The 23,617-nt window shown below is 63.1% G+C and carries 25 protein-coding genes and 1 riboswitch; of the genes, 22 read left to right on the top strand and 3 right to left on the bottom strand.

All coding sequences use genetic code 11. The features are described from left to right. Nucleotide 1 precedes the first annotated feature (1 nt). Nucleotides 2–526 (bottom strand): bifunctional adenosylcobinamide kinase/adenosylcobinamide-phosphate guanylyltransferase, encoded by a 525-nt coding sequence (cobU, locus tag V1289_RS40190; protein ID WP_334404677.1) that lies wholly within the window; start codon nt 524–526, stop codon nt 2–4. Between the two features lie 36 nt (nt 527–562). Then, nucleotides 563–758: riboswitch (cobalamin riboswitch) on the top strand. Nucleotides 759–891: 133 nt separating this feature from the next. On the opposite strand from cobU, the gene V1289_RS40195 reads away from it, so the two are divergent. The 8 genes from V1289_RS40195 to cobJ are packed head-to-tail and all read left to right on the top strand — an operon-like array spanning nt 892 to nt 9,406. Beyond that, nucleotides 892–1,041, top strand: a complete 150-nt coding sequence (locus tag V1289_RS40195; RefSeq protein WP_334404679.1) for a hypothetical protein — start codon at nt 892–894, stop codon at nt 1,039–1,041. 13 nt (nt 1,042–1,054) lie between these two features. Then, nucleotides 1,055–1,462 carry a DUF1636 domain-containing protein gene (locus V1289_RS40200; RefSeq protein ID WP_334404682.1) on the top strand — a complete coding sequence of 136 codons (408 nt, stop codon included), beginning with the start codon at nt 1,055–1,057 and terminating at the stop codon, nt 1,460–1,462. Nucleotides 1,463–1,490: 28 nt separating this feature from the next. Next, nucleotides 1,491–2,525, top strand: coding sequence for a cobalamin biosynthesis protein CobW (gene cobW / locus V1289_RS40205; protein WP_334404683.1), 1,035 nt, complete (start codon nt 1,491–1,493; stop codon nt 2,523–2,525). Between the two features lie 6 nt (nt 2,526–2,531). After that, nucleotides 2,532–5,957, top strand: a complete 3,426-nt coding sequence (gene cobN, locus V1289_RS40210) for a cobaltochelatase subunit CobN (protein WP_334404685.1) — start codon at nt 2,532–2,534, stop codon at nt 5,955–5,957. Beyond that, on the top strand, nt 5,954–7,258 hold the full coding sequence (gene cobG / locus V1289_RS40215; protein ID WP_334404687.1) for a precorrin-3B synthase: 1,305 nt from the start codon (nt 5,954–5,956) through the stop codon (nt 7,256–7,258). The genes cobN and cobG overlap by 4 nt, the downstream gene beginning before the upstream one ends. After that, the gene (locus tag V1289_RS40220) at nt 7,255–7,887 is read left to right on the top strand and encodes a precorrin-8X methylmutase (protein WP_334404689.1); all 633 of its coding nucleotides are present in this window, start codon (nt 7,255–7,257) and stop codon (nt 7,885–7,887) included. Before cobG ends, V1289_RS40220 begins: the two co-directional genes overlap by 4 nt. Next, nucleotides 7,884–8,642, top strand: coding sequence for a precorrin-2 C(20)-methyltransferase (locus V1289_RS40225; RefSeq protein ID WP_334404691.1), 759 nt, complete (start codon nt 7,884–7,886; stop codon nt 8,640–8,642). The genes V1289_RS40220 and V1289_RS40225 overlap by 4 nt, the downstream gene beginning before the upstream one ends. Then, on the top strand, nt 8,639–9,406 hold the full coding sequence (gene cobJ, locus V1289_RS40230) for a precorrin-3B C(17)-methyltransferase (protein ID WP_334404693.1): 768 nt from the start codon (nt 8,639–8,641) through the stop codon (nt 9,404–9,406). Before V1289_RS40225 ends, cobJ begins: the two co-directional genes overlap by 4 nt. Here cobJ and V1289_RS40235 read toward each other — a convergent pair. Continuing rightward, nucleotides 9,370–10,143: a cobalt-precorrin-6A reductase gene (locus tag V1289_RS40235; protein WP_334404695.1), complete on the bottom strand. Its 774-nt coding sequence runs from the start codon at nt 10,141–10,143 to the stop codon at nt 9,370–9,372. The two genes, cobJ and V1289_RS40235, sit on opposite strands and share 37 nt — an antisense overlap. 13 nt (nt 10,144–10,156) lie before the next feature. On the opposite strand from V1289_RS40235, the gene cbiE reads away from it, so the two are divergent. From cbiE to cobM, 3 genes are read left to right on the top strand one after another with little or no spacing between them, the layout of a single operon-like run. Then, nucleotides 10,157–11,392, top strand: a complete 1,236-nt coding sequence (cbiE, locus tag V1289_RS40240; RefSeq protein ID WP_334404697.1) for a precorrin-6y C5,15-methyltransferase (decarboxylating) subunit CbiE — start codon at nt 10,157–10,159, stop codon at nt 11,390–11,392. Then, nucleotides 11,389–11,772: a cobalamin biosynthesis protein gene (locus tag V1289_RS40245; RefSeq protein ID WP_334404699.1), complete on the top strand. Its 384-nt coding sequence runs from the start codon at nt 11,389–11,391 to the stop codon at nt 11,770–11,772. The genes cbiE and V1289_RS40245 overlap by 4 nt, the downstream gene beginning before the upstream one ends. Continuing rightward, nucleotides 11,769–12,530, top strand: coding sequence for a precorrin-4 C(11)-methyltransferase (cobM, locus tag V1289_RS40250; protein ID WP_334404700.1), 762 nt, complete (start codon nt 11,769–11,771; stop codon nt 12,528–12,530). Before V1289_RS40245 ends, cobM begins: the two co-directional genes overlap by 4 nt. An 8-nt stretch (nt 12,531–12,538) precedes the next feature. Here the strand turns inward: cobM and V1289_RS40255 are convergent, their stop codons facing one another. After that, entirely contained in the window at nt 12,539–13,645 is a 1,107-nt protein-coding gene (locus V1289_RS40255; protein ID WP_334404702.1) for a cobalt-precorrin-5B (C(1))-methyltransferase, read from the bottom strand. 44 nt (nt 13,646–13,689) lie between these two features. On the opposite strand from V1289_RS40255, the gene cobA reads away from it, so the two are divergent. The 11 genes from cobA to dhaM all read left to right on the top strand — a co-directional run bounded on the left by cobA (nt 13,690) and on the right by dhaM (nt 23,615). Then, complete coding sequence (gene cobA, locus V1289_RS40260) at nt 13,690–14,484, top strand: uroporphyrinogen-III C-methyltransferase (protein ID WP_334404704.1); 795 nt, start codon at nt 13,690–13,692, stop codon at nt 14,482–14,484. Next, nucleotides 14,481–15,836, top strand: a complete 1,356-nt coding sequence (locus V1289_RS40265) for a cobyrinate a,c-diamide synthase (RefSeq protein WP_334404706.1) — start codon at nt 14,481–14,483, stop codon at nt 15,834–15,836. The genes cobA and V1289_RS40265 overlap by 4 nt, the downstream gene beginning before the upstream one ends. Continuing rightward, the gene (bluB, locus tag V1289_RS40270) at nt 15,833–16,489 is read left to right on the top strand and encodes a 5,6-dimethylbenzimidazole synthase (protein WP_334404708.1); all 657 of its coding nucleotides are present in this window, start codon (nt 15,833–15,835) and stop codon (nt 16,487–16,489) included. The genes V1289_RS40265 and bluB overlap by 4 nt, the downstream gene beginning before the upstream one ends. A 509-nt stretch (nt 16,490–16,998) precedes the next feature. Continuing rightward, the gene (locus V1289_RS40275; protein ID WP_442896225.1) at nt 16,999–18,315 is read left to right on the top strand and encodes an ABC transporter substrate-binding protein; all 1,317 of its coding nucleotides are present in this window, start codon (nt 16,999–17,001) and stop codon (nt 18,313–18,315) included. Between the two features lie 60 nt (nt 18,316–18,375). Then, nucleotides 18,376–19,338 (top strand): carbohydrate ABC transporter permease, encoded by a 963-nt coding sequence (locus V1289_RS40280; RefSeq protein WP_334407866.1) that lies wholly within the window; start codon nt 18,376–18,378, stop codon nt 19,336–19,338. Next, nucleotides 19,335–20,288 (top strand): carbohydrate ABC transporter permease, encoded by a 954-nt coding sequence (locus tag V1289_RS40285; RefSeq protein ID WP_334404712.1) that lies wholly within the window; start codon nt 19,335–19,337, stop codon nt 20,286–20,288. The genes V1289_RS40280 and V1289_RS40285 overlap by 4 nt, the downstream gene beginning before the upstream one ends. 71 nt (nt 20,289–20,359) lie before the next feature. Next, nucleotides 20,360–20,488, top strand: a complete 129-nt coding sequence (locus V1289_RS50040; RefSeq protein WP_442896126.1) for a hypothetical protein — start codon at nt 20,360–20,362, stop codon at nt 20,486–20,488. A 5-nt stretch (nt 20,489–20,493) separates the two neighbouring features. Then, on the top strand, nt 20,494–21,588 hold the full coding sequence (locus tag V1289_RS40295; RefSeq protein ID WP_334404716.1) for an ABC transporter ATP-binding protein: 1,095 nt from the start codon (nt 20,494–20,496) through the stop codon (nt 21,586–21,588). Further along, on the top strand, nt 21,581–22,615 hold the full coding sequence (locus V1289_RS40300; RefSeq protein WP_334404718.1) for an ABC transporter ATP-binding protein: 1,035 nt from the start codon (nt 21,581–21,583) through the stop codon (nt 22,613–22,615). Before V1289_RS40295 ends, V1289_RS40300 begins: the two co-directional genes overlap by 8 nt. Continuing rightward, complete coding sequence (gene dhaL / locus V1289_RS40305) at nt 22,612–23,226, top strand: dihydroxyacetone kinase subunit DhaL (protein WP_309184041.1); 615 nt, start codon at nt 22,612–22,614, stop codon at nt 23,224–23,226. The genes V1289_RS40300 and dhaL overlap by 4 nt, the downstream gene beginning before the upstream one ends. Beyond that, complete coding sequence (gene dhaM, locus V1289_RS40310) at nt 23,223–23,615, top strand: dihydroxyacetone kinase phosphoryl donor subunit DhaM (RefSeq protein ID WP_309184042.1); 393 nt, start codon at nt 23,223–23,225, stop codon at nt 23,613–23,615. The genes dhaL and dhaM overlap by 4 nt, the downstream gene beginning before the upstream one ends. The last annotated feature ends 2 nt before the right edge of the window (nt 23,616–23,617 follow it).

The following is a 23,617-nucleotide window of genomic DNA, read 5'->3' on the forward strand; positions in this document are numbered from 1 at the left end:
CTTATTTCAGGATGAGCGGCAATCCCGCTGCAATCAGGACAGCGCGGTCGGCGATGGCCGCAACCTCCATATTAGCGCGGCCTTGAGCGTCGCGGAATTTCCGCGCCAGCACGTTATCGGGAACGATTCCACAGCCGACTTCATTGGAGACGACGACAATTGGGCCGCTGGCCTTGCTCAACGCCGCGACAAGCCGCTGCAGCTCGGCGATCGAATCCTGACCGGCCAGCATGACATTGCTGAGCCAGAACGTGAGACAATCGATCAGGACGGCCTGTCCCGTGCTGCCATGCGCTTGGATCGCTGCAGGCAAGTCCAAAGGCGCATCGACCGTGCGCCACCTGCGATCACGCCGGTGCCGGTGCTCGGCAATCCGCGCCGTCATCTCGTCATCATGTGCCTCAGCGGTGGCGACGTAGACCCAGGGCGGGGCGCAGCCCGTCACCAGACCCTCGGCATATCGGCTCTTTCCCGAGCGCGCGCCGCCGAGAACGAAGGTCAGACGAGGCAGGGGAGGAACGCTCATGATCCGCGAATTCGATTGACGGGGGTTGATCCTTGCCCTTATCAATCGGGCGACGGTTCCCCGCAAGGGGATTGAATGGGAATGCGGTAAGGGGTCATCAGGCCCCAAATCCGCGGCTGCCCCCGCAACTGTAGTCGGTGAGCTGAAGGCCAACACACCACTGGGAAACCGGGAAGGTGGCCTGACGCTGAGACCCGAGAGCCAGGAGACCTGCCGTCGAGAATGCTGTTATCCGGCTCATCGCGCGGGGCGTCGCGATGGTCATAGAAGGCTCACGAGCCGACGACGAATGTTGTCGCGACTGGGCCCCGTCGGAAGCGGCGCCAAGCCAGGGCAGACGAAGCCCACGACGACGGAGGTCCGCGATGACAACTTTGCTCAATCGACCAGGCGTGCTTGCAGCGCGTGCTGCCATGCTCGCGTCGGTTCCGGCGCTGGGTGCACCCTCGTTCGACCGGGTCGTCATTGTCCTCTCTAGCGCTTTGACCGGCACTGCTGCCGGCTTCCCGAGCTGAGCGCAGAAAGCACATGCCCACGTCGATCGATACCGCGGCCTTGCCGCCCCCGAGCGCCTCAAAGCTGTTTGTCTGCATCACGTGCCGTCTCAATGGCGAGACGACCGAGGATCAGCAGCCGCGCCCCGGCGCGCGTTTGATAGGGATCCTGTCGCAGCTCATCGAGGATGGCCAGCAAGAGATCGAGATTGTGCCTGTCGAGTGCCTGTCAAACTGCACGCGCGGTTGCACGGTGGCGGTCTCGGGACCCGGCAAATGGACTTACGTGCTTGGCGCACTCGACCCCGAGCAGCATGCAGATGACATCGTTCGGTTTGCGCGGCTTCACCATGCCCATGCCGAGGGACTGCCGGTCTGGCGGGAACGGCCCGTCCACATCCGCAAGAATACGATTGCGCGAGTTCCGCCGCTCCCGGTCTAGCGAACAGAAATTTGAAGGAAGATTGCTGATGACATCCCTAGCCAAAGTTCCCTGCACGATCATCACGGGCTTCCTCGGCGCCGGCAAGACAACACTCGTTCGCCATGTTCTTGAAAATGCCGGCGGGCGCCGCCTTGCGGTGATCGTCAATGAATTCGGCGACATCGGCATCGACGGCGAGATTTTGAAGAGCTGCGGCATCGAGAGCTGCCCGGAAGACCGGATCATAGAGTTATCCAACGGTTGCATCTGTTGCACGGTGGCGGACGATTTCGTTCCCGCCCTCAAACGTCTGCTCGATCATCCGGTTCCGCCGGAGCACATCGTTATCGAAACCTCCGGCCTCGCGCTTCCCAAACCGCTGGTGCAGGCCTTCAACTGGCCGGAGATCGCCTCGCGCGTGACGGTCGATGGCGTGGTCGCCGTCGTCGACGGCGCCGCCGTTGCCGCAGGACGGTTCGTCGACGATCCGGATGCCGTCAGCCGGCAGCGCGCGCAGGACACGGCCCTCGATCACGACAATCCGCTCGAGGAAGTCTACGAGGATCAACTTCTCTGCGCCGATCTCATTGTTCTGAACAAGGCCGATCTGATGTCGCTGGAAGAGCGGGGCCGAGTGGTCGGCGAGATCGGACGGGTGATTTCCAGATCGGTCAAGATCGTCGAGGTGGAAAGCGGCCGCGTGTCGCCCGCTATCCTGCTGGGACTCGGCGTTGCCGCCGAAGACGATATTGCAAACCGGTACTCCCACCACGATGCCGAAGCCGAACACGACCACGACGATTTCGAGTCCTTTGTCATCGATCTCCGGCGTTTCGAAACCCCGCAAACCCTGGTTCAGAAAATTGCCGAGGCGGCGGCGGCGCATGACATCCTTCGCGTCAAGGGCTTTGTGGAGATTCTTGACAAGCCGATGCGTCTGCTGATTCAGGGGGTCGGATCCCGCATCCAGCACCGGTTCGATCGCGCATGGCACAAGGACGAGGAGCGAAGCAGCCGTCTGGTCGTCATCGGCCAGAAGGGGCTCGACGCCGCCGCAATTCGAAACCTGATCCTGGGTTGATTCCGCATGCATCTGCTGGCGACCAACGTTGCGAAACTGGACGAGGCGGAAGCCGCGGTCGATCTCGAACAGTCGCCAGCCGATCTCGTGGTGCTCTCCTTCGCGGACAGCGACCTGTCCGCTCTGGCCGCCGCCTGGCAGTCGGATGCCGAGGTACTGCCGGCGTTGCGGCTTGCGAGCCTCAAGAGACTGAAGCACCCGATGTCCGTGGACCTCTATGTCGAGCGCGTCGTCGCGCATGCACGGATGGTCATCGTGCGCTGTCTCGGCGGTTTCGAATACTGGCGGTATGGACTGGAAATCATCGCTTCGATCGCGCGCGGTAGCGGCATTCTGTTTGCCGCCTTGCCCGGTGACGATCGCCCCGATTCCCGGTTGGCCGAAATCTCCACGGTGACAACGGAGACGCTGTCTCGTCTGGACCGTTTCTTTCGCGAAGGCGGCCCGGAGAATCTGCGCCAGGCCCTGGGATATGTCGGCAGCCTGCTGGGTCGAGACACCGCCTGGACCGATCCGATGCCGGTCGGACCGGCCGTCGGGTTTTCCGCCGACGGACGCACGGTACCCCTGAAGGATTTGTTTGGCGCGGTCGACAAACGCCCCGTTGCGCTGGTCCTGTTCTATAAAGCGAGCCTGCTCGCGGCCGACACGGCCCCCATCCGCGTCTTGATGGCGGCGCTCGAAGCGGAGAACCTCGCGCCGGTCGCAGTTGCAGTCTCCAGCCTCAAGGATCCGGCGGCGGCAGAAGTTCTCGAACGGGTGATCGCGGTTCGGCGGCCGGCGATTATCCTCAATGCGACGGCATTCTCCGCTCTGCGCGAAGATGGCACGACGGTTCTCGACGCTGCCGGCGTTCCCGTGCTGCAGGTTGTGCTGGCGAGCAACTCGCAGGAGGCCTGGGCCTCGTCGCCACGCGGATTGTCCCCGTCAGATCTCGCCATGAATGTCGTGCTGCCCGAACTGGATGGTCGGTTGTTGAGCCGTGCCATTTCGTTCAAGACCGAGGACGAGTTCGATTCCCGGATTGAATTTGCGTCCGTTCGGCACAGACCTTGTCCCGACCGGATCGAGTTTGTCGCGCGTCAGGCGGCCCGCTGGGTCAAGTTGGGCCGAACCCCGCGCGCGGAGCGTCGATTGGCGCTCGTTCTATCCGATTATCCGGCTCGCGCGGGACGTGCCGGCTATGCCGTGGGACTGGATACGGCCGAAAGCGTCGTTCAAATCGTCAAGCTGATGCATGCGGAAGGCTACGATGTCGGCGAAGCAGGATTGTGCGCGGCTGATGTCGAGCGGCTGCTTTCGGGAGATTGCGCCGGCATCGATATTGCCGTGAACACGTATGCGTCATGGCTGAAGGCCTTTCCGCCGAGTCTGCAGAACGAGATCGAAAATAGCTGGGGCGCTCCCACCGCTGAAAACGATGTCTTCTCCTTTCTGGTGCTGAAAGCAGGAAAACTGCTGGTTCTTCTTCAGCCCGACCGCGGGGCGGCGCATGACCGCAAGGCCGGCTATCACGACACGTCGATTCCCCCGCGCCATGCCTATGTCGCGCTGTATGCCTGGCTGCGCGAGCAGGCGAAGATCGACGCACTCATCCATCTCGGCACCCACGGTACGCTAGAGTGGCTGCCCGGCAAGGCGCTAGCCCTTTCCGCCGAGTGCTGGCCCGAGGCAGTGACGGGTCCGTTGCCGGTCATCTATCCCTTCATCGTCAACAATCCCGGCGAGGCAGTGCAGGCCAAGCGCCGACTAAGTGCCGTGACCATCGGCCATCTCACCCCGCCGCTGAGCGCAGCGGGGCTGCACGGCGTGGCGGCCGAACTGGAGGCGCTGGTCGAGGAATATGCCGAAGCAGGGGGGCTCGATCGCCGCCGGCTCGATTTGCTCGAAGGCGCCATCATCGACTGCGCCTGGACATCGGGTCTGGCCGCCGAATGTAATCTCTCGAGAGACGAGCCGGCGAGGGATGCGATCGTCAAGCTCGATGCCCGTCTGTGCGATATCAAGGAACTCAGTATCCGCGACCGGCTGCACGTTTTCGGGCGAGCTCCCGCGGATGATGCACAGTCATCGCTGGTCGAAGCGATCGTTGCGGCAGCATGCACGTCGGTAACGGGTGAGCAGCGTCAATGGATTGCAGGGGCGGTGCGCAGCAGCGCGTCGCACGAGGAGAAGGCGCTCTTGGCGGCGCTTGACGGGCGCCGCGTGAGCCCGGGCCCGGCCGGGGCGCCGAGCCGGGGCAGGGCTGATGTTTTGCCCACGGGAAGGAATTTGACGACGATGGATCCGCGATCGATTCCGACGCGGACGGCCACGACGATCGGCCTAAGGGCCGCGGATGAAGTGGTGCGCCGCTACTTGCAAGATCACGGCGACTATCCCCGTTCGCTCGTGATCGACCTCTGGGCCTCCACGTCGCTGCGAACCGGCGGCGACGACCTGGCGCAGGCGCTCGGTTACCTGGGCGCTCGACCGGTCTGGGACATGTCGTCGAACCGCGTCACCGGCGTCGAAATTCTGCCGCTGGCGAAACTCGAACGGCCGCGCATCGATGTGACGCTACGGATATCCGGTCTTTTCAGGGATATTTTCGAAACACAGATCGCCCTGCTTGATACGGCGATTCGCAGGATCGCCGATCTCGACGAGGACGACGCCGCTAATCCGATCGCCGGCGCGGGCCGGTGCGGCGACGATATTGCGCGCATCTTCGGCGGTGCGCCCGGTAGTTACGGCGCGGGAATCGCGGCGCTCACGCTCGACAGCAACTGGGGAGCGCGTGAAGATCTCGGCGAGGCCTACCTCTCCGCCGTAACCCATTCCTACGGTGGCGCGCAGGCGGCCATGCCGGCGGGGGATGGCTTCCGTACCCGCGTGTCCTTGGCCGATGCGCTGGTCCACCCGCAAGACGACCGCGAGCGCGATCTTCTCGATGGTGACGGGGTTGCCGATTTCGTCGGCGGCTTTGCGGCGGCGGCGGCATTGCTCGGCAATGATGTAGAACTCTACCACCTCGATACCAGCACGCCATCGACGCCCAAGGCTCGCACGGCTGGTGAGGAGATCGCGCGGGTGGTGCGGGGACGGCTGACCAATCCCCGCTGGATCGAGGGTATGCTCAGCCACGGTCACCGTGGCGTGGCCGAGATCGCCCAAGGCGTCGACGCGCTTTACGCCTTCGCGGCGACGACCCGTGCTGTGCCCGGTCATTTATTCGATCTCACGCACGATGCCCTGATTGCGGATGAGGCCGTGCTCGCCGGAATGATCGCGACCAACCCGGCAGGCGCGGCAGCCATCGTTGCGCGGCTGCGCGACGCGCTGGCGCGCGGGCTTTGGGTCGCGCGGCGCAACGCCGTTGCCGGCGAGTTGGACCGCGCCACCAGGAAATCACCGGGCGATCGCGGTCCGTCAATGGAGGCCGCACAGTGAATCGGGCTGTGGCATTCGAGGTGAAGGGCTGGTGCCCGGGCGCTTTGACGCCGATGCAAAGCGGTGACGGATTGATCGTGCGGGTACGCCCACGAAGCGGAATGTTCAGCCTGGACCAACTGGTCGTTCTCGCCGATGCCGCGCGGCGTTTCGGCAACGGTCATATCGACCTGACGCGGCGTGCCAATCTGCAAATCCGCGGTGTCGGCGAAGAAAATCTGCCGGGGCTGCAAGACGTGATCGGAACGCTTGGGCTTCTCGACCCGACACCGGAAGCGGAGGCGGTCCGTAACCTCATGATCAGCCCGCTCGCGGGGATCGACCCGGCCGAGGTGCTTGATATCAGCGGCATCGCCGGGGAGCTCGCGCGACTGCTCGCATCCGAGCAGGCTCTCTGGGCGTTGCCGTCCAAGTTCGGTTTCGTCGTCGACGGTTGTGGCAGCTTGACGCTTGCGGCCGAGCGCGCCGATATTCGTCTTGCCGCTATTCGCCTCGGCGCAGCCCCCGCGGTCGCGGTCGGCCTCGACACGCAGGCCGGAATCGAATGGCTGGGCTCAGTCTCTCCCGCAACGGCCGCTGCAGCTGCGATGGAAGCCGCGTACGCCTTCCTCAAGGTGATCTCGAACGGGACGCGGCAACGCATGCGTGACCTTTCCGTTGAAGGCCTTGCCTTCGTCCGATCGGCGATGAAGCGACGGCTCGATCCGCTGACGCGCGATCCACCAAAAATCGATGTGTCGCTGGATCGGCGAGTTGGCCTGCTTGATTTGGGCCTGGGCCGGTTCGCCGTGGGCGTCGTAGCGCCTTTCGGCCGCGTCGAGACCGATCAGCTTCGCAAATGTGCCGGCGAGATGGCGGCTTTCGGTGTCAAGGAAATCAGGCTGTCACCCTGGCGTATCCTGTATGCCGAGGTTTCCTCGGCATCGGCGGGAAATGCGATCCTGGCTGCCGCCGGTGCCGCAGGCTTTGTTGCCGAACCCTGCGATCCACTGCTTAGAATCGAAGCATGTCCAGGTGCGCCGGCCTGTCGATCGACGAGCCTCGATACCCGTGGCGATGCTCGCCGTCTAGCCGAATTGTTACCCCGCTTCGGCTTTGAAGGGACCGCTCACGTCTCCGGTTGCGCCAAGGGGTGCGCCAAGTCCGACGCGGCCGACCTCACGCTTGTCGGCGCTGATGGTCTCTACGGGATCGTTCGTAACGGAACCGCCCAGGATCGGCCTGCACGGAGTTGCTCGTTCGCAGCGCTTGTCGCTGATCCTGACGCGCTCTTCGATCGTTTCCAAAGGGCACCACCATGACTGAATTTCGCAGCTATATCCGGGATGGAGCCGAGATTTACCGTAACTCGTTTGCGATCATCCGCGCTGAAGCCGATCTCTCCCGTTTCAAGGAGAACGAGGAAAAGGTGGTGGTCAGGATCATCCACGCGTGCGGCATGACCGACATCGCCAGCGATATCGTGATGTCCCCGACATTTGCCGCAAGCGCGCGCGCGGCCTTGCTGAGGGGCGCGTCGATCTTGTGTGATGCAAAGATGGTCGCACACGGCATCACGCGCAACAGGCTGCCTCGCGACAACAGGGTGATGTGCACGCTCGACGATCCCGCCGTTGCTGGCCTCGCCGCAGAAGCCGGGAATACGCGCTCGGCGGCGGCCCTGGAACTCTGGCGGCCTAATCTCGACGGCGCCATCGTCGCCATCGGCAATGCGCCGACGGCGCTGTTTCGGTTGCTTGATATGCTCGACGAGGGCGCGCCGCTTCCCGCCGCCATCATCGGTGTGCCCGTCGGCTTCGTGGGCGCAGCCGAATCCAAGGAAGCGCTTGGATTGCAGACGCGGGTGCCATTCCTTGTTGTGCGCGGTCGCAGAGGCGGGAGCGCCATGGCCGTTGCGGCAATCAATGCGCTGGCAAGTGAGCGAGAATGACAAGCATTGACGCGATCGCGGGAACCGCCTGTGGCGGGACGCTCTACGGCATCGGCGTGGGGCCGGGCGATGTCCGCTATCTGACGTTGCGGGCAGCAGGGCTGGTGCGCAATGTCGACGTCGTGGCTTTTTTCGCCAAGCGCGGGCTGCAGGGAAATGCGCGCGGCATTGTCGATCCTTTGATTGCGCCGGGACGCACCGAGTTTCGGCTTGAATATCCGGTGACCGACGAGATCCCGCCGGAGAATCCTTCCTATCAAAGGCAGATCGGCCAGTTCTACGAGGAAAGCGGCGCTGCGCTGTCGGAGATGCTGCGGCAAGGCAAGTCCGTCGGGCTTCTGGCCGAAGGAGATCCGTTCTTCTACGGTTCCTTCATGCATATGTGGCGCCGTCTCGAAGGCGATTTCCCGGTCGAAATTGTCCCCGGCGTCACCGGCATGTCGGGCTGCTGGACGCGCGCCAATGCGCCCATCACCTGGGGCAACGACATCCTTTCGATATTGCCCGGGACGTTGGGCGAGGAGCAATTGACCCGCCGGCTCGCCGAGACCGATGCCGCCGTCATCATGAAAGTCGGCAAGAACCTCGCAAAGGTCCGCCGGGCTGTCGAAGCGGCCGGATTGCTGTCGCGCGCGATTTATATCGAGCGCGGAACCATGCAAGGGGAGCAGATCATGCCCTTGTCCGAATGTCCCGATGGCAGGGGCCCTTACTTTTCGATGGTGCTGATCCCCGGTCAGGGGAGGCGGTTGTGAGCGGCTCGCTCGCCGTCGTCGGCCTTGGACCGGGATCGATCGATCTCCTGACGCCGGCGGCGGGGCGGGCGCTGCAGGCGGCAACGGATCTCGTTGGATACGAAACCTATCTCGATCGAATTCCAACCACTCTCTTCGGCGGTTGCCGTCATGCTTCCGGCAATCGCGTCGAGATCGACCGGGCACGCCACGCGCTCACGCTCGCCGCCGAAGGCAAAAGCGTCGCCGTTGTCTCGGGCGGCGATCCCGGCGTATTCGCAATGGCGGCTGCGGTTTTCGAAGCAATCGAATCCGGCAATCCCGCGTGGCGAGACCTCGATATTCATGTCGAGCCCGGGATCACGGCGATGCTTGCGGCTGCAGCTGAAGTCGGCGCGCCGCTCGGCGCAGACTTCTGCGCGATCTCGCTGTCGGACAATTTGAAATCATGGGAAACGATCGAACGACGCCTGCGGGCCGCGGCCGAAGGTGATTTCGTCATTGCACTTTACAACCCCGCTTCCCGCGCGAGGCCACATCAACTCGGGCGCGCTTTCGATCTGTTGCGAGCGACAAAGTCGCCGCAGACCATCGTGCTCTTCGTCAGAAGCGCCGCGACACCCGAATCGCGCGTCGTCACGACAATCCTGGCAGAAGCAGATCCGGCCGTTGCCGATATGCGCACGCTGGTCATCATTGGATCAGCGGCAACACGGCTCATATCGCGAAAGGACCACGGCCCGTGGGTCTATACGCCGCGGGCGGAGCAGGACGTCGTGCGATGAGCAAGCTGCTGTTCGAGCCAAATCATGGCCGCCTCGGCATTTTCGACGGCATGTCCGTGCAATTTAGGCGGACGCGCCATCATCACGACCGGAATCCCAAGATTGCGTGCGGCTTCGATCTTGGCGTAGGTCGCCGTTCCACCCGAGTTTTTGGAGACAAGCACATCGACCTTCTCCTGCTTGAGAAGCGTCGTTTCCGCCTGCAGGTCGAAGGGGCCGCGACCGGACAACAATTTGATATCGGGCGGCAGCGCGACGTCGCCGGGCGGGTCGATGGTGCGCGCAATGTAATGATGATGAGGGCTGCTTGCGAAGGTGCCAAGCTCCAGGCGGCCCAGCGTCAAGAAAACCCGGCGGGGGTTTGGCCCAAGCACGTCGGCGGCGGCTTCGGCGCTCGCGACGGGAAGCCAGCTGTCGCCCGGCTGGCGCTCCCAGGCAGGGCGTACGATCGAGGCGAGCGGGATCGCGAGTCGTGCGCAGGCGACTACGACGTTGGACGAGATTTGATCGGCGTAGGGATGCGTCGCGTCGATGACCGCTTGCGTTGCGTTCTGCTTCAGCCACGCCACCAGACCGTCAGAGCCGCCGAAGCCGCCGACCCGCGTTGGAACGGGCTGTGTTTTGGGGCTCGCGGTGCGCCCGGCAAGCGAAAGGGTGACATTAAAGCGCTTGTCGGCCGCAAGCAGGCGCGTCAGCTCCGAGGCTTCCGTGGTACCTCCGAGGATGAGAACGCGCATCGAGGCCATCTCCATGAGTGCTGAGATCGCAACCTGCACGGAGAAGCGCTGGCTGTCTATCATCGGCATTGGCGAGGATGGCGTGGAGGGGCTGTGCTCCGTGGCGCGGCAGTTGATCGGGTCGGCGGAACTGGTCGTCGGCGGCGCGCGCCATCTGGAACTCGCGGGTGATCTTATCTGTGGCCGGCGTCTTGCCTGGCCCAGTCCCATGAGCGATGCGTTTGGCGAGGTCAGGCGGCATCGCGGACGTTCTGTCGTGGTTCTCGCGAGCGGTGACCCCTTCTATTTCGGCGTTGGCAAGCAACTCGCGGCATTTGTCCCAGCCGAGGAGTTCGTTTGCCTGCCGCAACCATCCGCCTTCAGTCTTGCCGCAGCACGGATGGGCTGGTCGCTGCAGGACGTTTCGCTTGTTTCGCTGCATGGCCGCGCGCTCGAGGGCATCATTCGGCACCTGCAGCCCGGCGCACGCATCCTGGCGCTGTCCTGGGACGGCGCGACGCCTGCGCACCTTGCCGGGCTTCTCGACGCGCGTGGCATGGGGCGATCGCGGATCACGGTGCTGGAGGCGATGGGGGGACCTCGCGAGCGGATACGTCACGCGACGGCATCGCATTTCAAGATCGAGGAAATTCTCCCGCTCAATACGATCGCCATCGAGGTGATCGCGGAACCGGAGGCCGCGTTCATTGCCCTCGCATCCGGCCTTGACGACGCGTTCTTTGAGCATGACGGCCAGCTGACAAAGCGCGAAATTCGCGCCGTGACCCTTTCGTCGCTGGAACCGCGACATGGCGAACTGCTCTGGGATGTCGGGCTCGGTGCGGGCTCGATCGCGATCGAGTGGCTGTTGCGCCATCCCTCGTTGAGCGCGATCGGCATCGAGGCGCGCAACGACCGGGCCGCCCGGGCTGCCTGCAACGCCGCAGCCCTCGGCGTGCCGGAACTTCAGATCGTGCAAGGCCGCGCACCGGAGGCGCTGGCGGGGCTTGCCAGACCGGATGCCGTGTTTGTCGGCGGCGGCATGATGGACGATCGTGTGTTCGAAGCGGTCTGGGCAGCTCTAAAACCTCGCGGCCGCCTGGTGGCCAACGCGGTGTCGCTCGAGACCGAGGCCCGGCTGGCCGATTATTTCGGCCGTTTCGGCGGCGAGCTCATTCGACTGCAGGTCGCGAGAGCGGATAAAGTGGGTACCATGTCTGGCTGGCGCCCGGCGATGCCGGTTACGCAATGGCGAGTGAGGAGGCCATGATCGTCGCCGGGATCGGATGTGGCCGCGGGACATTGTCCGAAGACATTGTGAGCTTGATTCTCACGGTTCTTGCGAGCTTTGGAATCGCGCGCGAGAAACTCGATGCGATCGCGACCGAAGCGTCGAAGGCGGATGACAGCGGGATTGCAAATGCTGCGCAATCGTTGTCGGTTCGTCTTGTCCGGTGCTCGCTTGCGGATCTGGATCGCGCCACCGACAGGGTCGTGACGCGCTCATCGCGCGTTCAGGCGCTCAAGGGAGTTCCGTCGATCGCTGAAGCGTCGGCCCTCGTCGCGGCGGGTCGCAATGCACGGCTGCTCGGCGCGCGGGTCGCGGCCAACAAGGTGACCTGTGCCATCGCCATCAGTGAGGCCTCATGACCGTTCACTTCATCGGAGCCGGACCGGGTGCACCCGACCTGATCACCGTGCGGGGACGCGATCTTATCGCGGCTTGCCCGGTCTGCCTCTATGCCGGCTCTTTGGTGCCGAAAGCTTTGCTCGGCTATTGCCCGCCCGGAGCCAGTATCATCGATACGGCGTCGATGTCGCTCGACGAGATCGTCGCAGAAATCGTCCGTGCCACCGAGCGAGGCCAAAACGTCGCGCGCCTGCATTCCGGAGATCTGTCGATCTGGAGCGCGCTCGGCGAACAGTTGCGGCGCCTGGATGCCCTCAATATCCCGTACACGGTCACGCCGGGCGTACCCGCCTTCGCTGCGGCCGCCGCGGCGCTGGCCAGGGAATTGACATTGCCCGAAGTGGCGCAATCGGTGGTACTGACCCGAACTCCCGGACGCGCCTCGGCGATGCCGGCGAGCGAAAATCTCGGGGCTTTCGCGGCAACCCGCGCGACATTGGCCATTCATCTCTCGATTCACGTGATTGACAAGACCGTCGCGGAGCTGCTTCCGGCTTACGGGGAGGACTGCCCGGTTGCCATCGTGTTTCGTGCCAGCTGGCCTGACGAGCGGATCATCCGGGCGACGCTCGGCACGATCGTAGCCGAGGTCAAGAAGACCGATATCGAGCGCACGGCGCTGATCATCGTCGGTGACGTACTGGCAGCGCGCTATTTCCGGGACAGTGCACTCTACGACAGCGGCTATCGTCGGCGATTCCGGGGAGGCGGCGCATGATCGAACCGCTAGCCCCAGCGTCCGACGATTTTGCCTTCGCGGTCGAATACGGCGATGTCGAGGACGCTTGGCGATCCGTCGAGAACCTGCGCAGCGGTCTTCCACGCAGCCCTGGCAACGAACTGACCGATCGGGATCCCGCGCTGTTCTGCTTCGCGCAAGACCTGCAATGCCGTATTGGCGTCACGGCAGAGTTCGATGAGGTCGGCCGGCGCGTCCGCCTCCCGGAGAAGTTCCGCAAGCCAGATACGGTCGACGCTGCCAGACTTGGAGTGCAGATCGAGCAGTCCCTGTCCGAGCTTCGTCATCTTGGCAAAGCCTCCGGCGATGGTGATGCGCGGGACCGGGTGTCGTTTCGCGTATTTCAGCATGCCGCCGACGAAATCGCCCATGTCGATGAGCGCGGTTTCGGAAAGACCGTACAACTTCTGAACAGCCATCTCGGAAGTCGATCCGGTGGACCCCGCGATGTGCTTGATGCCGCTCGCGCGTGCCACGTCGATGCCGCGGTAGATGGAGTGGATCCAGGCCGCACAGGAATAGGGCACGACAATTCCGGTCGTTCCCAGGATGGAAAGTCCACCGACAATGCCGAGACGCGCATTGAGCGTTCTGGCGGCGAGCGCTTCTCCTCCGGGAATCGAGAGTTCGACGATAACGTCGCCGGAGGCGCCGAAGCGCTCCACCACTTCGCGAACCGCCGCTCGCATCATCTCGCGCGGCACCGGATTGATGGCGGGCTCACCCGGCGGGATGGGGAGGCCGGGTTTGGTCACCGTCCCCACGCCTTCGCCCGCAGCAAAGGTGACGCCGGACCCTGGCGTACCCGCTCTCACCGTCGCCTTGATCAGGGCGCCATGCGTGACATCGGGATCGTCGCCGGCATCTTTCACGATGCCGGCGGTCGCAGCCCCGTCAAACGTTTCGAAGACCGCAACCGCGAAACTGACGCGCGCCCCGCCGGGAAGCCCCGCTTCGACGGGGTCCGGACACTCACCGGTGACAAGCGCCTCGTAGGCCGCGCGCGTTGCGGCCGTCGCGCAAGTACCCGTGGTCCAGCCGCGCCTGAGCGGCTGGCCCGGTCTCCTTTGATTCGCGTCTGCGGCGTCGTTCACATTCTGCTCCGTTCGGGCGCAGCAAAACCTAGCACGATTTCGCCATGAAGCTGCTCGCCGACGGTCTCCCTGATTTCCCGGACTTTCCGCCTGGCGAAGTCTGGCTTGCAGGTGCGGGTCCCGGCGACCCCGGGCTTTTGACCTTGCACGCGTTGCATGCGCTGAGAGCGGCCGACGACATCGTTCACGATGCGCTGGTCGATCCACGCATCCTGCAACTCGCGGGCAACCAGGCCAAGCTGATCTTTGCCGGCAAGCGCGGCGGCAGACCTTCCTCTCAGCAGGCCGATATCAACGACCTTCTGATCGCGCGCGCCAGGATGGGGCGACGCGTGCTGCGCCTGAAGGGCGGCGACCCCTTTGTGTTCGGGCGCGGTGGAGAAGAAGCCTTGGCGCTGACGCGTGCCGGGCTTCGGTTCAGGATCATTCCCGGCATCACGTCGGGGCTTGCCGCGGCAGCGCTGGCCGGCATTCCCGCGACAATGCGGGAGACCAACCACGCCGTTATCCTGGTGGCGGGAAGCCGGGCGGTGGACGGCACGTCGGCGGCCGAGTGGGAGAAGCTGGCGAGCGCCGGGCAGCCGATCATCGTCTATATGCCGATGGCGAATCTGCCGGAGATCATGAGCGCGTTTGAACGCGGCGGCATGGCTCCCGATACGCCTGCCGTGATCATCAGCTCCTCGACGACACCGGAGGAACGGATTATCGAAACGCAGCTCGGGACGGCCGCCCGGGACGCTGCGATGCAAGGGGTCGACGCGCCCGCGATCGTGATCGTCGGTGCCATTGCGGAAATGAGGCAACGGCTTCTGGCGAATATGGTTGGCGCGCGATGAACTTTTCCGTCGGTCCGCCGGGCCTTATCATCGCAGCGCCACGCTCGGGTGCCGGAAAAACAACGGTGACACTCGGGCTGTTGCGGGCGCTTCGGCGCCAAGGCGGTGCCGTACAGCCCTTCAAGTGCGGTCCGGACTATATCGATCCGGCTTTTCACGAAATCGCCGCGGGCCGGCCGAGTTTCAATCTCGACAGCTGGGCGATGGGGGAGGAGTTGATCGCAACCCTCGCGACCGAAGCGTCGGCCGGTGCGACTATTTCCATTGCCGAGGGTGTGATGGGGCTGTTCGATGGCGCCGCGGCGCGGGGACGGTCCGGGACCGGCGCGACCGCCGATCTGGCGGCTCTCCTTGGGTGGCCGGTGGTGCTCGTGCTCGATGTCGCCGGCCAAACCGAGACGGCGGCGGCCGTCGCGCTCGGTTGTGCCCGATATCGGGACGACGTCGATATCGCCGGCGTGATCCTGAACCGCGTGGCGAGCCAGCGTCATTTCTCGCTGGTGGCGCCGGCGTTCGACCGGATCAATATGCGGATCTTCGGTGCGATACTGCGCGAGGACCGTCTCGCGCTGCCCGAGAGGCATCTCGGCCTGGTCCAGGCCGGCGAGATACCCGCGATCGACCAGCGTCTGGACGCGCTTGCGGATATCATTGCCGCTGCAATCGATCTCGATGCGATCGGGCAATCGGCGAGGCCCGCGAAGGCAGCCATCGCGATCCGCGAAGCGCATTCTGACGGAGCGCGATCGCGGCTGCAGCCGCCCGGGCAGCGCATCGCGCTCGCGCAGGACAGGGCATTTTCCTTCATGTATCCTCATGTCCTTCGGCAATGGCGGCACGCGGGCGCGGAAATCGTTCCGTTCTCGCCGCTGGCCGACGACCCTCCCGATGCCACGGCGGATGCAGTCTGGTTGCCGGGCGGTTATCCAGAACTCCATGCCGGCGCGCTGGCATCCGCTCACAGCTTCCGGGAGGGTCTTCAGAAACTGGCCCGCCGCTCCATTCCCATCCACGGCGAGTGTGGTGGCCATATGGTGCTGGGGCGCGGCCTCGAGGATGCCGACGGGAACAGGCACGAAATGACCGGTCTGCTCGGACTCGAAACTTCCTTCGCGAAGCGCAGGCTGCACCTCGGCTATCGACGCGCGCGGCTTCGCATAGCCTGCGCCCTGGGCGCGAAGGGCACGGAAGTGCTCGGCCATGAGTTCCACTACGCGAGCACGGTTTCGACGAGCGACGATCCGCTGGTCGATTGCTGGGATGCCGCCGGCGCGGAAGTTCCTGAACAAGGTGCCCGACAGGGCTCGACAACGGGCACGTTTTTCCACGTCATCGACCGGATCGCGATATGACCGAGACGCCCGATCCATCTCCGCGACCATTCGATGCCGCCTTTCGGCAGTCGCTCCGCGACCTCGTCCTCTGGCGCCGCGACGTTCGCCGGTTTCGCCGCGATCCCGTCGATCCGGCTTTGATTCACTCGCTGCTTGAACTCGCCAGCCACGCTCCGTCCGTTGGGCATTGCCAGCCCTGGAGGTTCGTGCTGGTCGAATCCGCCGAATGCCGGGAAGCGGTGAGGTCGAGCTTTGTTCGGGCCAACGCAAATGCGCTCGAAACCTATGACGGCGAACAGCGTGCGCGTTACGCCAGACTGAAACTTGAGGGGCTCGAAGATGCTCCGGTCCATCTTGCGGTCTTCGCCGACGAGGCGACGGAGGCGGGCAGTGGCCTGGGTCGTCAAACCATGCCGCAGACCCTTCGATATTCCGTTGTTGCCGCAATTCAGACCTTATGGCTTGCCGCTCGCGCCGAGGGACTTGGGCTTGGCTGGATTTCGATCCTCGAACCGGAGACGTTATGCCGGGTCCTCGAGGTGCCGGAATCCTGGACCCTGATTGCCTACCTCTGTATCGGCCGGCCGGTGGAGGAGCACCTCGATCCCGAACTCGAACGCTACAATTGGCAGGAACGTTTGAGTGCGCAGCGCCTGATATTCAAGCGCTAACGGACAACGCGGCGCTGTTGATCCGCAGCGAAATTGCGGGCGGCGCTTTGCGACGGGTCAACTGCACGTCGGGTCTCCAAGAGAGTGATCTCGTTCGGAAATCCCGGAACTAGCGGGGCCGATCTTGCCCGAGGGCTCTATTCGCAAAACGGGGTTGTGAAGGCGCTGCGGCGGCATGCGCTGGTGCTCGCCGCTATCACGCGTGGACACGCAGAGCAGTCCTATCTCATTTACTAAACAAGGGGAATTTCCCTGCCGGATGTGAGTTGGCCGACGCCGATGCAATAGTGGTTGCGTTGCAGCAATAACTTGGCTCGATGAAAAATCGATGGTGTCCCATTGACAGTCATTGTGTTTAGTGAAAATCTGTAACTTAACAAAAACACTAAACACTCGCGCAGCGGTAATGAATGGCGGATTGATCTCCGCGCTCACGACTGCCGAACGGCGAGGACGGGAAGCGCAAGCAGGCAATCGCCTGCGACAACAGGGAGGTTGTGATGATCCAAATGGTGCGTGCTTTGGGGGCGACCGCGGTTGTTGTCGCCTCCTGTCTTGGCAGTCAGGCCGTCGCCCAGACGAAGCAGTTAACGTTGTGCTGGGCGGCGTGGGATCCGGCCAACGCTTTGGTGGAACTCTCGAAGGACTTCACCGCCAAGTCAGGCGTTCAGATGAAATACGAGTTCGTCCCATGGACGAGCTACGCCGACCGTTTCCTCAACGAACTCAATTCAAAGGGGAAACTTTGCGACCTCATCATCGGTGACAGCCAGTGGATTGGCGGTGCCGCCGAGAACGGTCACTACGTCAAGCTCAACGACTTCTTCGCCAAAGAAAAGATCTCGATGGACGATTTCATGCCGGCCACCGTGGTCGGCTATTCGCAATGGCCGAAGAATACTCCGAACTATTGGGCGTTGCCGGCGATGGGCGATGCGATCGGCTGGACCTACCGCAAGGACTGGTTCGCCCGGCCGGAGATTCAGGCCGAATTCAGGAAGAAGTACGAGCGCGATCTCAGCCCGCCCCAGACCTGGGATGAACTCAAGCAGATCGCCGAGTTCTTTCAGGGCCGAGAAATCGACGGCAAGAAGGTCTACGGAACTTACATTTACACCGAGCGCGGCTCCGAAGGCATCACGATGGGCGTGACCAACGCGCTCTACGATTGGGGCTTCCAGTACGACGATCCCAAAAAGCCCTATCAGATGGAAGGCTTCGTCAACTCGCCCGATGCGGTCAAGGGACTGGAATTCTACAAGTCGCTTTACAAATGCTGCACCGCGCCGGGCATGAGCAATGCCTACATGTCTGAGGGGCTCGACGCCTTCAAGTCCGGTCAGGTCGCGATGCAGATGAACTTCTTCGCCTTCTTTCCCGGCCTCTACAAGGATCCCAATGTCGGCGGCGACAAGATCGGCTTCTTCGTCAACCCGAAGCAGAAGTTCCATTTCACCCAGCTCGGCGGGCAGGGGATCTCGGTCGTCTCCTACTCCGACCATAAGGACGACGCGCTCGCCTACATCAAATGGTTCGCGCAGCCCGACGTTCAGAAGAAGTGGTGGGCGCTGGGCGGCTATTCCTGCCACAAGGCCGTGCTCAACGACCCGTCCTTCCCCAAGAGTGCGCCGTTTGCCGCCGACTTCCTGAAGTCGATGGACATCGTCAAGGACTTCTGGGCAGAGCCTGCCTATGCGTCGCTGCTGCTCGACATGCAGAAGCGCGTCCATGACTACGTCGTGGCCGACAAGGGCACCGCAAAGGAGGCGCTCGACCTGCTGGTCAAGGATTGGCAGAAGGTGTTCAAGGACGAAGGTAAGATCTAGCCTGACGCGTCGCAGGTCTCCCGGCCTCGGCCGGGAGACCCCCTAATCGTGTTCCGATCCGTGAACGACAGGTCTCAGATGAGCACTCTTGCAGAGCGGGCCGTGGCCCGGACCCCACGCCGACTTGCGTTACGGTTCGGCGGGATGTCCGACAGGGCCATTGCCTGGTTGTTCATAACGCCGTCGGTGCTGCTGCTGCTGGCGGTCAACATCTTCCCGCTGCTGTGGACGATCCAGCTATCGTTCACGAACTACCGGGCCAATCGCCCGAATGCGGTGCTCCGATATGTCGGCCTCGACAACTACCGCGACATACTGACGGATCCCGAGGTGTGGCAGGCCATGCAGGCCACCGCTCATTTCGTGCTGTGGTCGATAGCGCTCGAACTAATACTCGGCTTTGGCCTGGCGCTCCTGATCAACCGCGGCTTCCGCGGCCACAGTTTCTGGACCACCATCATCCTGCTGCCGATGATGCTTTCGCCCGCGGTCGTCGGCAACTTCTGGACCTTTCTGCTGCAGCCGCAGATAGGGCTGTTCAACAGCGGGATCGCGCTGGTGACCGGGGTCGATCCGAGTTCGTTCCAGATGATCGGCGACGTCCGGTTGGCACCCTGGTCCATTATCATGGTCGATACCTGGATGTGGACACCCTATGTGATGCTGATCTGCCTCGCCGGTTTGCGCTCGATACCTGATTACATCTATGAGGCAGCCGAGGTCGATCGCGCATCCCCGTTGCGGCAGTTCTGGTCCATCACGCTGCCGATGGTGATGCCGTTCGTGATGCTCGCCATCCTTTTTCGGGCGATCGAAAACTTCAAGATGTTCGACATGGTCAATCTGCTGACCTCGGGCGGGCCGGGATCCACCACGGAGGTCGCGTCGATCACCCTGAAACGCGAGGCGTTCGAAAAATGGCGGACCGGCTATTCGTCGGCCTTGGCCATTATTCTCTTCGTCACCGTCTTCGGTGCCGCCAATATCTATGTAAAGGCGCTCAACCGGGTGAAGCAACGATGAGCACGCCCGTCACCGCTCATTCAGTGGCCGAGCCATCGTCACGATCGAAGCTGATCGCTTCGTTCCTGGTCGTCACCTACGCGGTCATAACCATTCTACCGCTGTTGTGGATCTTCCTCACCGGGTTCAAGACGCCGCCGGATTCGATCGCCTATCCACCCAAGGTCTTGTTCGAGCCTTCGGTGGAAGGCTACGTCAATTTGTTTACGACGCGCTCGCGACAGACGCCTGAATTCCTGGCCACCTTGCCGCCGCCGCAGACCTGGTATGAGCGTCTCGTGCGCTCGCGTAACATGGTGATCGGCGGACCGTCGAAAGTGGTGCCGCGCTTCGTGAATTCCATGGTGATCGGCTTCGGCTCGACCTTTCTCGCCGTCTGCTTCGGCACGATCGCCGCCTATGCGTTTTCGCGCTTTCGCGTGCCGCTTGCCGACGATTTGCTGTTCTTCATCCTGTCGACACGGATGATGCCGCCGATAGCGGTCGCGATCCCGATCTATCTGATGTTCCGGCACTTGGGACTAACCGATACCAAGCTCGGGATGATCCTGTTGTATACCGCCGTGAATGTCTCCCTGGCCGTATGGCTGTTGAAGGGATTCATGGATGAAATCCCGCGCGAGTACGAAGAGGCTGCGATGGTCGACGGCTACACACGGCTTCAGGCGTTCTTCAAGGTGGTTCTTCCGCAGGCGACGACCGGCATCGCGGCAACCGCGATCTTCTGCCTGATCTTCGCCTGGAACGAATACGCCTTCGCGGTTCTGCTCACCAGCGGCGATGCCCAAACGATGCCGCCCTTTATCCCCTTCATCATCGGCGAAGGTGGCCAGGATTGGCCCGCGGTGGCGGCTGCGACAACAATATTCTTCATCCCGATCCTTTGCTTCACCATCCTGTTGCGTCGCCATTTGCTGCGCGGCATTACCTTTGGGGCGGTTCGCAAATGACGGAAAGGGTTGCACGACACACATCGAGATGGCCGCTCTGGCTCCGTCGCGGTCCTTGCGAGGCTGTGGCGATGGCGTTGATCGGCCTTGGCGTCGTGATGCTGATGCAGCCGCTGTCGTTGAACCTGTACAGCCATTCCTTCGTGACGATCCTGGCCGGGACGCTCGGCTTCGTGATCGTCAGTCACTTTCCGGATTAACCGCCATGGCAGAGATCAAACTCGAATCCGTTGCCAAGACATTCGGAACATTCGCTGCCGTCAAGGGCGTGGACGTCACCGTCGATCACGGCTCGTTCTTCGTCATTTTGGGTCCCTCGGGTTGCGGCAAGACGACGACCTTGCGCATGATGGCGGGCCTCGAACTGCCGACGTCCGGCCGCATCCTGCTCGATGGCGAAGACGTGACGGTGCTGCCCGCGTCGGCGCGGGACATTGCCTTTGTGTTCCAGCTGTTTGCGCTCTACCCGCACATGAACGTGCGCCAGAATATTGCCTTTCCGCTGCGCTGCCAGAATTACCGGCGCGACGAGGTCAGACGAAGCGTCGAGGAAACGGCAAGATTGCTGAGGATAGATCATCTACTGGACCGCCGGGTCGGCGGCCTCTCCGGCGGCGACCGGCAGCGCGTTGCGCTCGGCCGCGCCATTGTGCGTCGGCCGAAGGCATTTCTCATGGACGAGCCGCTCGGCGCCCTCGATTCCGAGTTTCGCAAGTTGATGTGTGGTGAGCTGCGGGAATTGCACGACCGTATCGATGCGACAACGGTCTACATCACCCACGACCAGCTCGAGGCGATGGCGATGGCTGATGTTATAGCTATCATGAATCAGGGCCGCGTCGAACAAATCGGTACGCCTCAGGAGATTTACGATCGTCCCGCGTCGATGTTCGTTGCCGATTTCATCGGTGCTCCGCCGATGAGTTTTCTTGCTGTCTGGGCATCGCTGCCGCGCGGCGCTCGCAGTATCGAGGTGGACGGCGTGCCGCTCGAAATGCCCCAACTGTTCGAAGATCGTGCCGAGGGCTCTCTCGCACTCGGCGTGAGACCCGAGAACGTGTCGTTCGCAGATAGCGCGGGCTTGCGCGGTCGCGTGATCGGCGCCGAATATCTCGGTACGACGCAGATCGTCACGGTGACGACGGCCAACGGTCAAATCAAGGCCCGGCTGCCGTCAGGCAACGCGGTCCGAATTGGCGAAACGGTCGGGCTTGCGCTGCGTCCGGACAAACTATCGCTGTTCGACGCGGTCAGCGGCCGGGCGCTCTCGTCGGCACTTTATGGAGGGCACCATGGCTGAGGTCACACTGCTCGATGTCGGCAAGAGCTACGGTGCCGTGGAAGCGGTCCGTGGTCTCTCGCTCTCGGTCGCGCATGGTGAATTTGTCGTGCTGCTTGGCCCGACCGGCGCCGGGAAGACGACGACGCTGCGGTTGATCGCCGGCCTGGAGCGGCCCGATCAAGGCCGTGTGGTGATCCAGGGCCGCGACGTGACCAGGGAAGTTCCGGCCGAACGCGACGTCGCGTTCGTCTTTCAGCAATATTCGCTTTATCCACATCTGACGGTCTATGACAATCTGGCTTTCCCCCTGCGTTCTCCGGCCCGGCGCGTCGACGAGAAGACGATACGCCGCAGGGTTCAGCAGATATCGGAATTGCTTCACATCGAACACAAGCTCGGTAACCGGGCCACCGCGCTTTCCGGCGGTGAAATGCAGCGGGTCGCCATCGGCAGGGCGCTGGTGCGCGAGCCAGCTGTCTATCTGATGGACGAGCCGCTCTCTTCGCTGGATGCAAAACTTCGGGCCGAATTACGCCTCGAGCTCAAGCGCATCCAGCGCGAATTGGGAACGACGATTCTCTACGTGACGCATGACCAGATCGAAGCGATGACCATGGCGGACCGGATCGGCGTGATGAACGAGGGATTACTCATTCAGCTTGGTACGCCGCGAGAGATCTATGAACGGCCCAACAGTGCCTATGTAGCGGGCCGGTTGGGTACACCGGTCATCAACCTCATTCCAGCCGGGCTTCTGGGCGGACCGGTGCCGCCGCAGGTGGAGACGGTGGGATTAAGGACCGAGCATATCCGCATCTCGACCGCGGATGGCCCCGGACCACGCGCACAGGTGCATTGGGTCGAACATCTCGGCGATCAAAACCACGTTCACCTCAAGCTCGCGACCCATTCGCTGGTGACGCTTGCCGATCCGGTCCAGCCACTCAAGGCGGGGGATCAGGTTTCCCTCGAATTCGAGTCCCCGCTTTATTTCGATCAGGCAGGTCGCCGAATCGGCGCCGATGGATTGCGGGGGCATGCATGATGATCGACCGCGAGGCTCGCAAATTGTTGTTTGAAACGGTGGCGCAGCGTGTCATTGCCAGCGCCGAAGAATTGACTGATCTCGATCGCGCAATCGGCGACGGCGATCACGGGGCCAACATGCGCCGCGGTTTTGAAGCCGTGCTGGCGGCGGTTGATGAGCTCTCCGCGAAAAACCTCGGCGAATCCCTGAAGGGCGTCGGCACCACTCTCGTCATGAAAGTCGGCGGCGCATCAGGTCCGCTTTACGGCACGCTTTTCATGTCGCTCGGCAAAACGCTGGATGACGAGGTGACGTGTGAGCGGGTCGCCGATGCGTTTGCCACGGCCATCGATGCAGTCAGGGCGCGGGGCAAGTCCGATGTCGGGCAAAAGACCATGCTCGACGTGCTTTTTCCGGTGCTCGCAGTTCTGCGCGAAGGCGGCACAGAACTCCCGGTGCGCCTGAAGGCCGTAGCCAAGGCTGCATCCGAGGAGACTATACCAATGCGGGCGATTCGCGGGCGTGCGTCGTTTCTGGGCGAGCGCAGCGTAGGTCACATGGATCCGGGGGCTCGATCCTCGGCGCTGATCGTCGACGCGGTCGCAGACGTCATGGAAGGATTGGCATGAGCGAAAATGTTGGAATCGTCATTGTGTCGCACTCGGCGGACGTAGCGCGGGGCACCGCGCTGATGGTCGAGCAAATGGTCGGCCATGAAGTGCCTCTCGGCTGGTGCGGCGGCGATCCCGGCGGCGGGCTCGGCACCAGCGTCGAGGCGATCATGGCGGCGATCGAGCGGGCGTGGTCGGAGCGAGGCGTTGCCATTCTGGTCGACCTCGGCGGCGCAGAAACCAATAGCGAGATGGCGATCGAGATGTTGCCCGAGGAGCGCCGCGCCCGTGTCGTGGTTTGCAACGCGCCGGTTGTCGAGGGCGCCGTCATGGCGGCGACCGAAGCGGCTTCGGGGGCTTCGCTTGAAGCGGTGCGTCAAACCGCCGAAGAACTGACGCCGGTCTGATG

Origin of the sequence: Bradyrhizobium sp. AZCC 2289, from assembly GCF_036924615.1 — a bacterium.
Classification (GTDB): Bacteria; Pseudomonadota; Alphaproteobacteria; order Rhizobiales; family Xanthobacteraceae; genus Bradyrhizobium.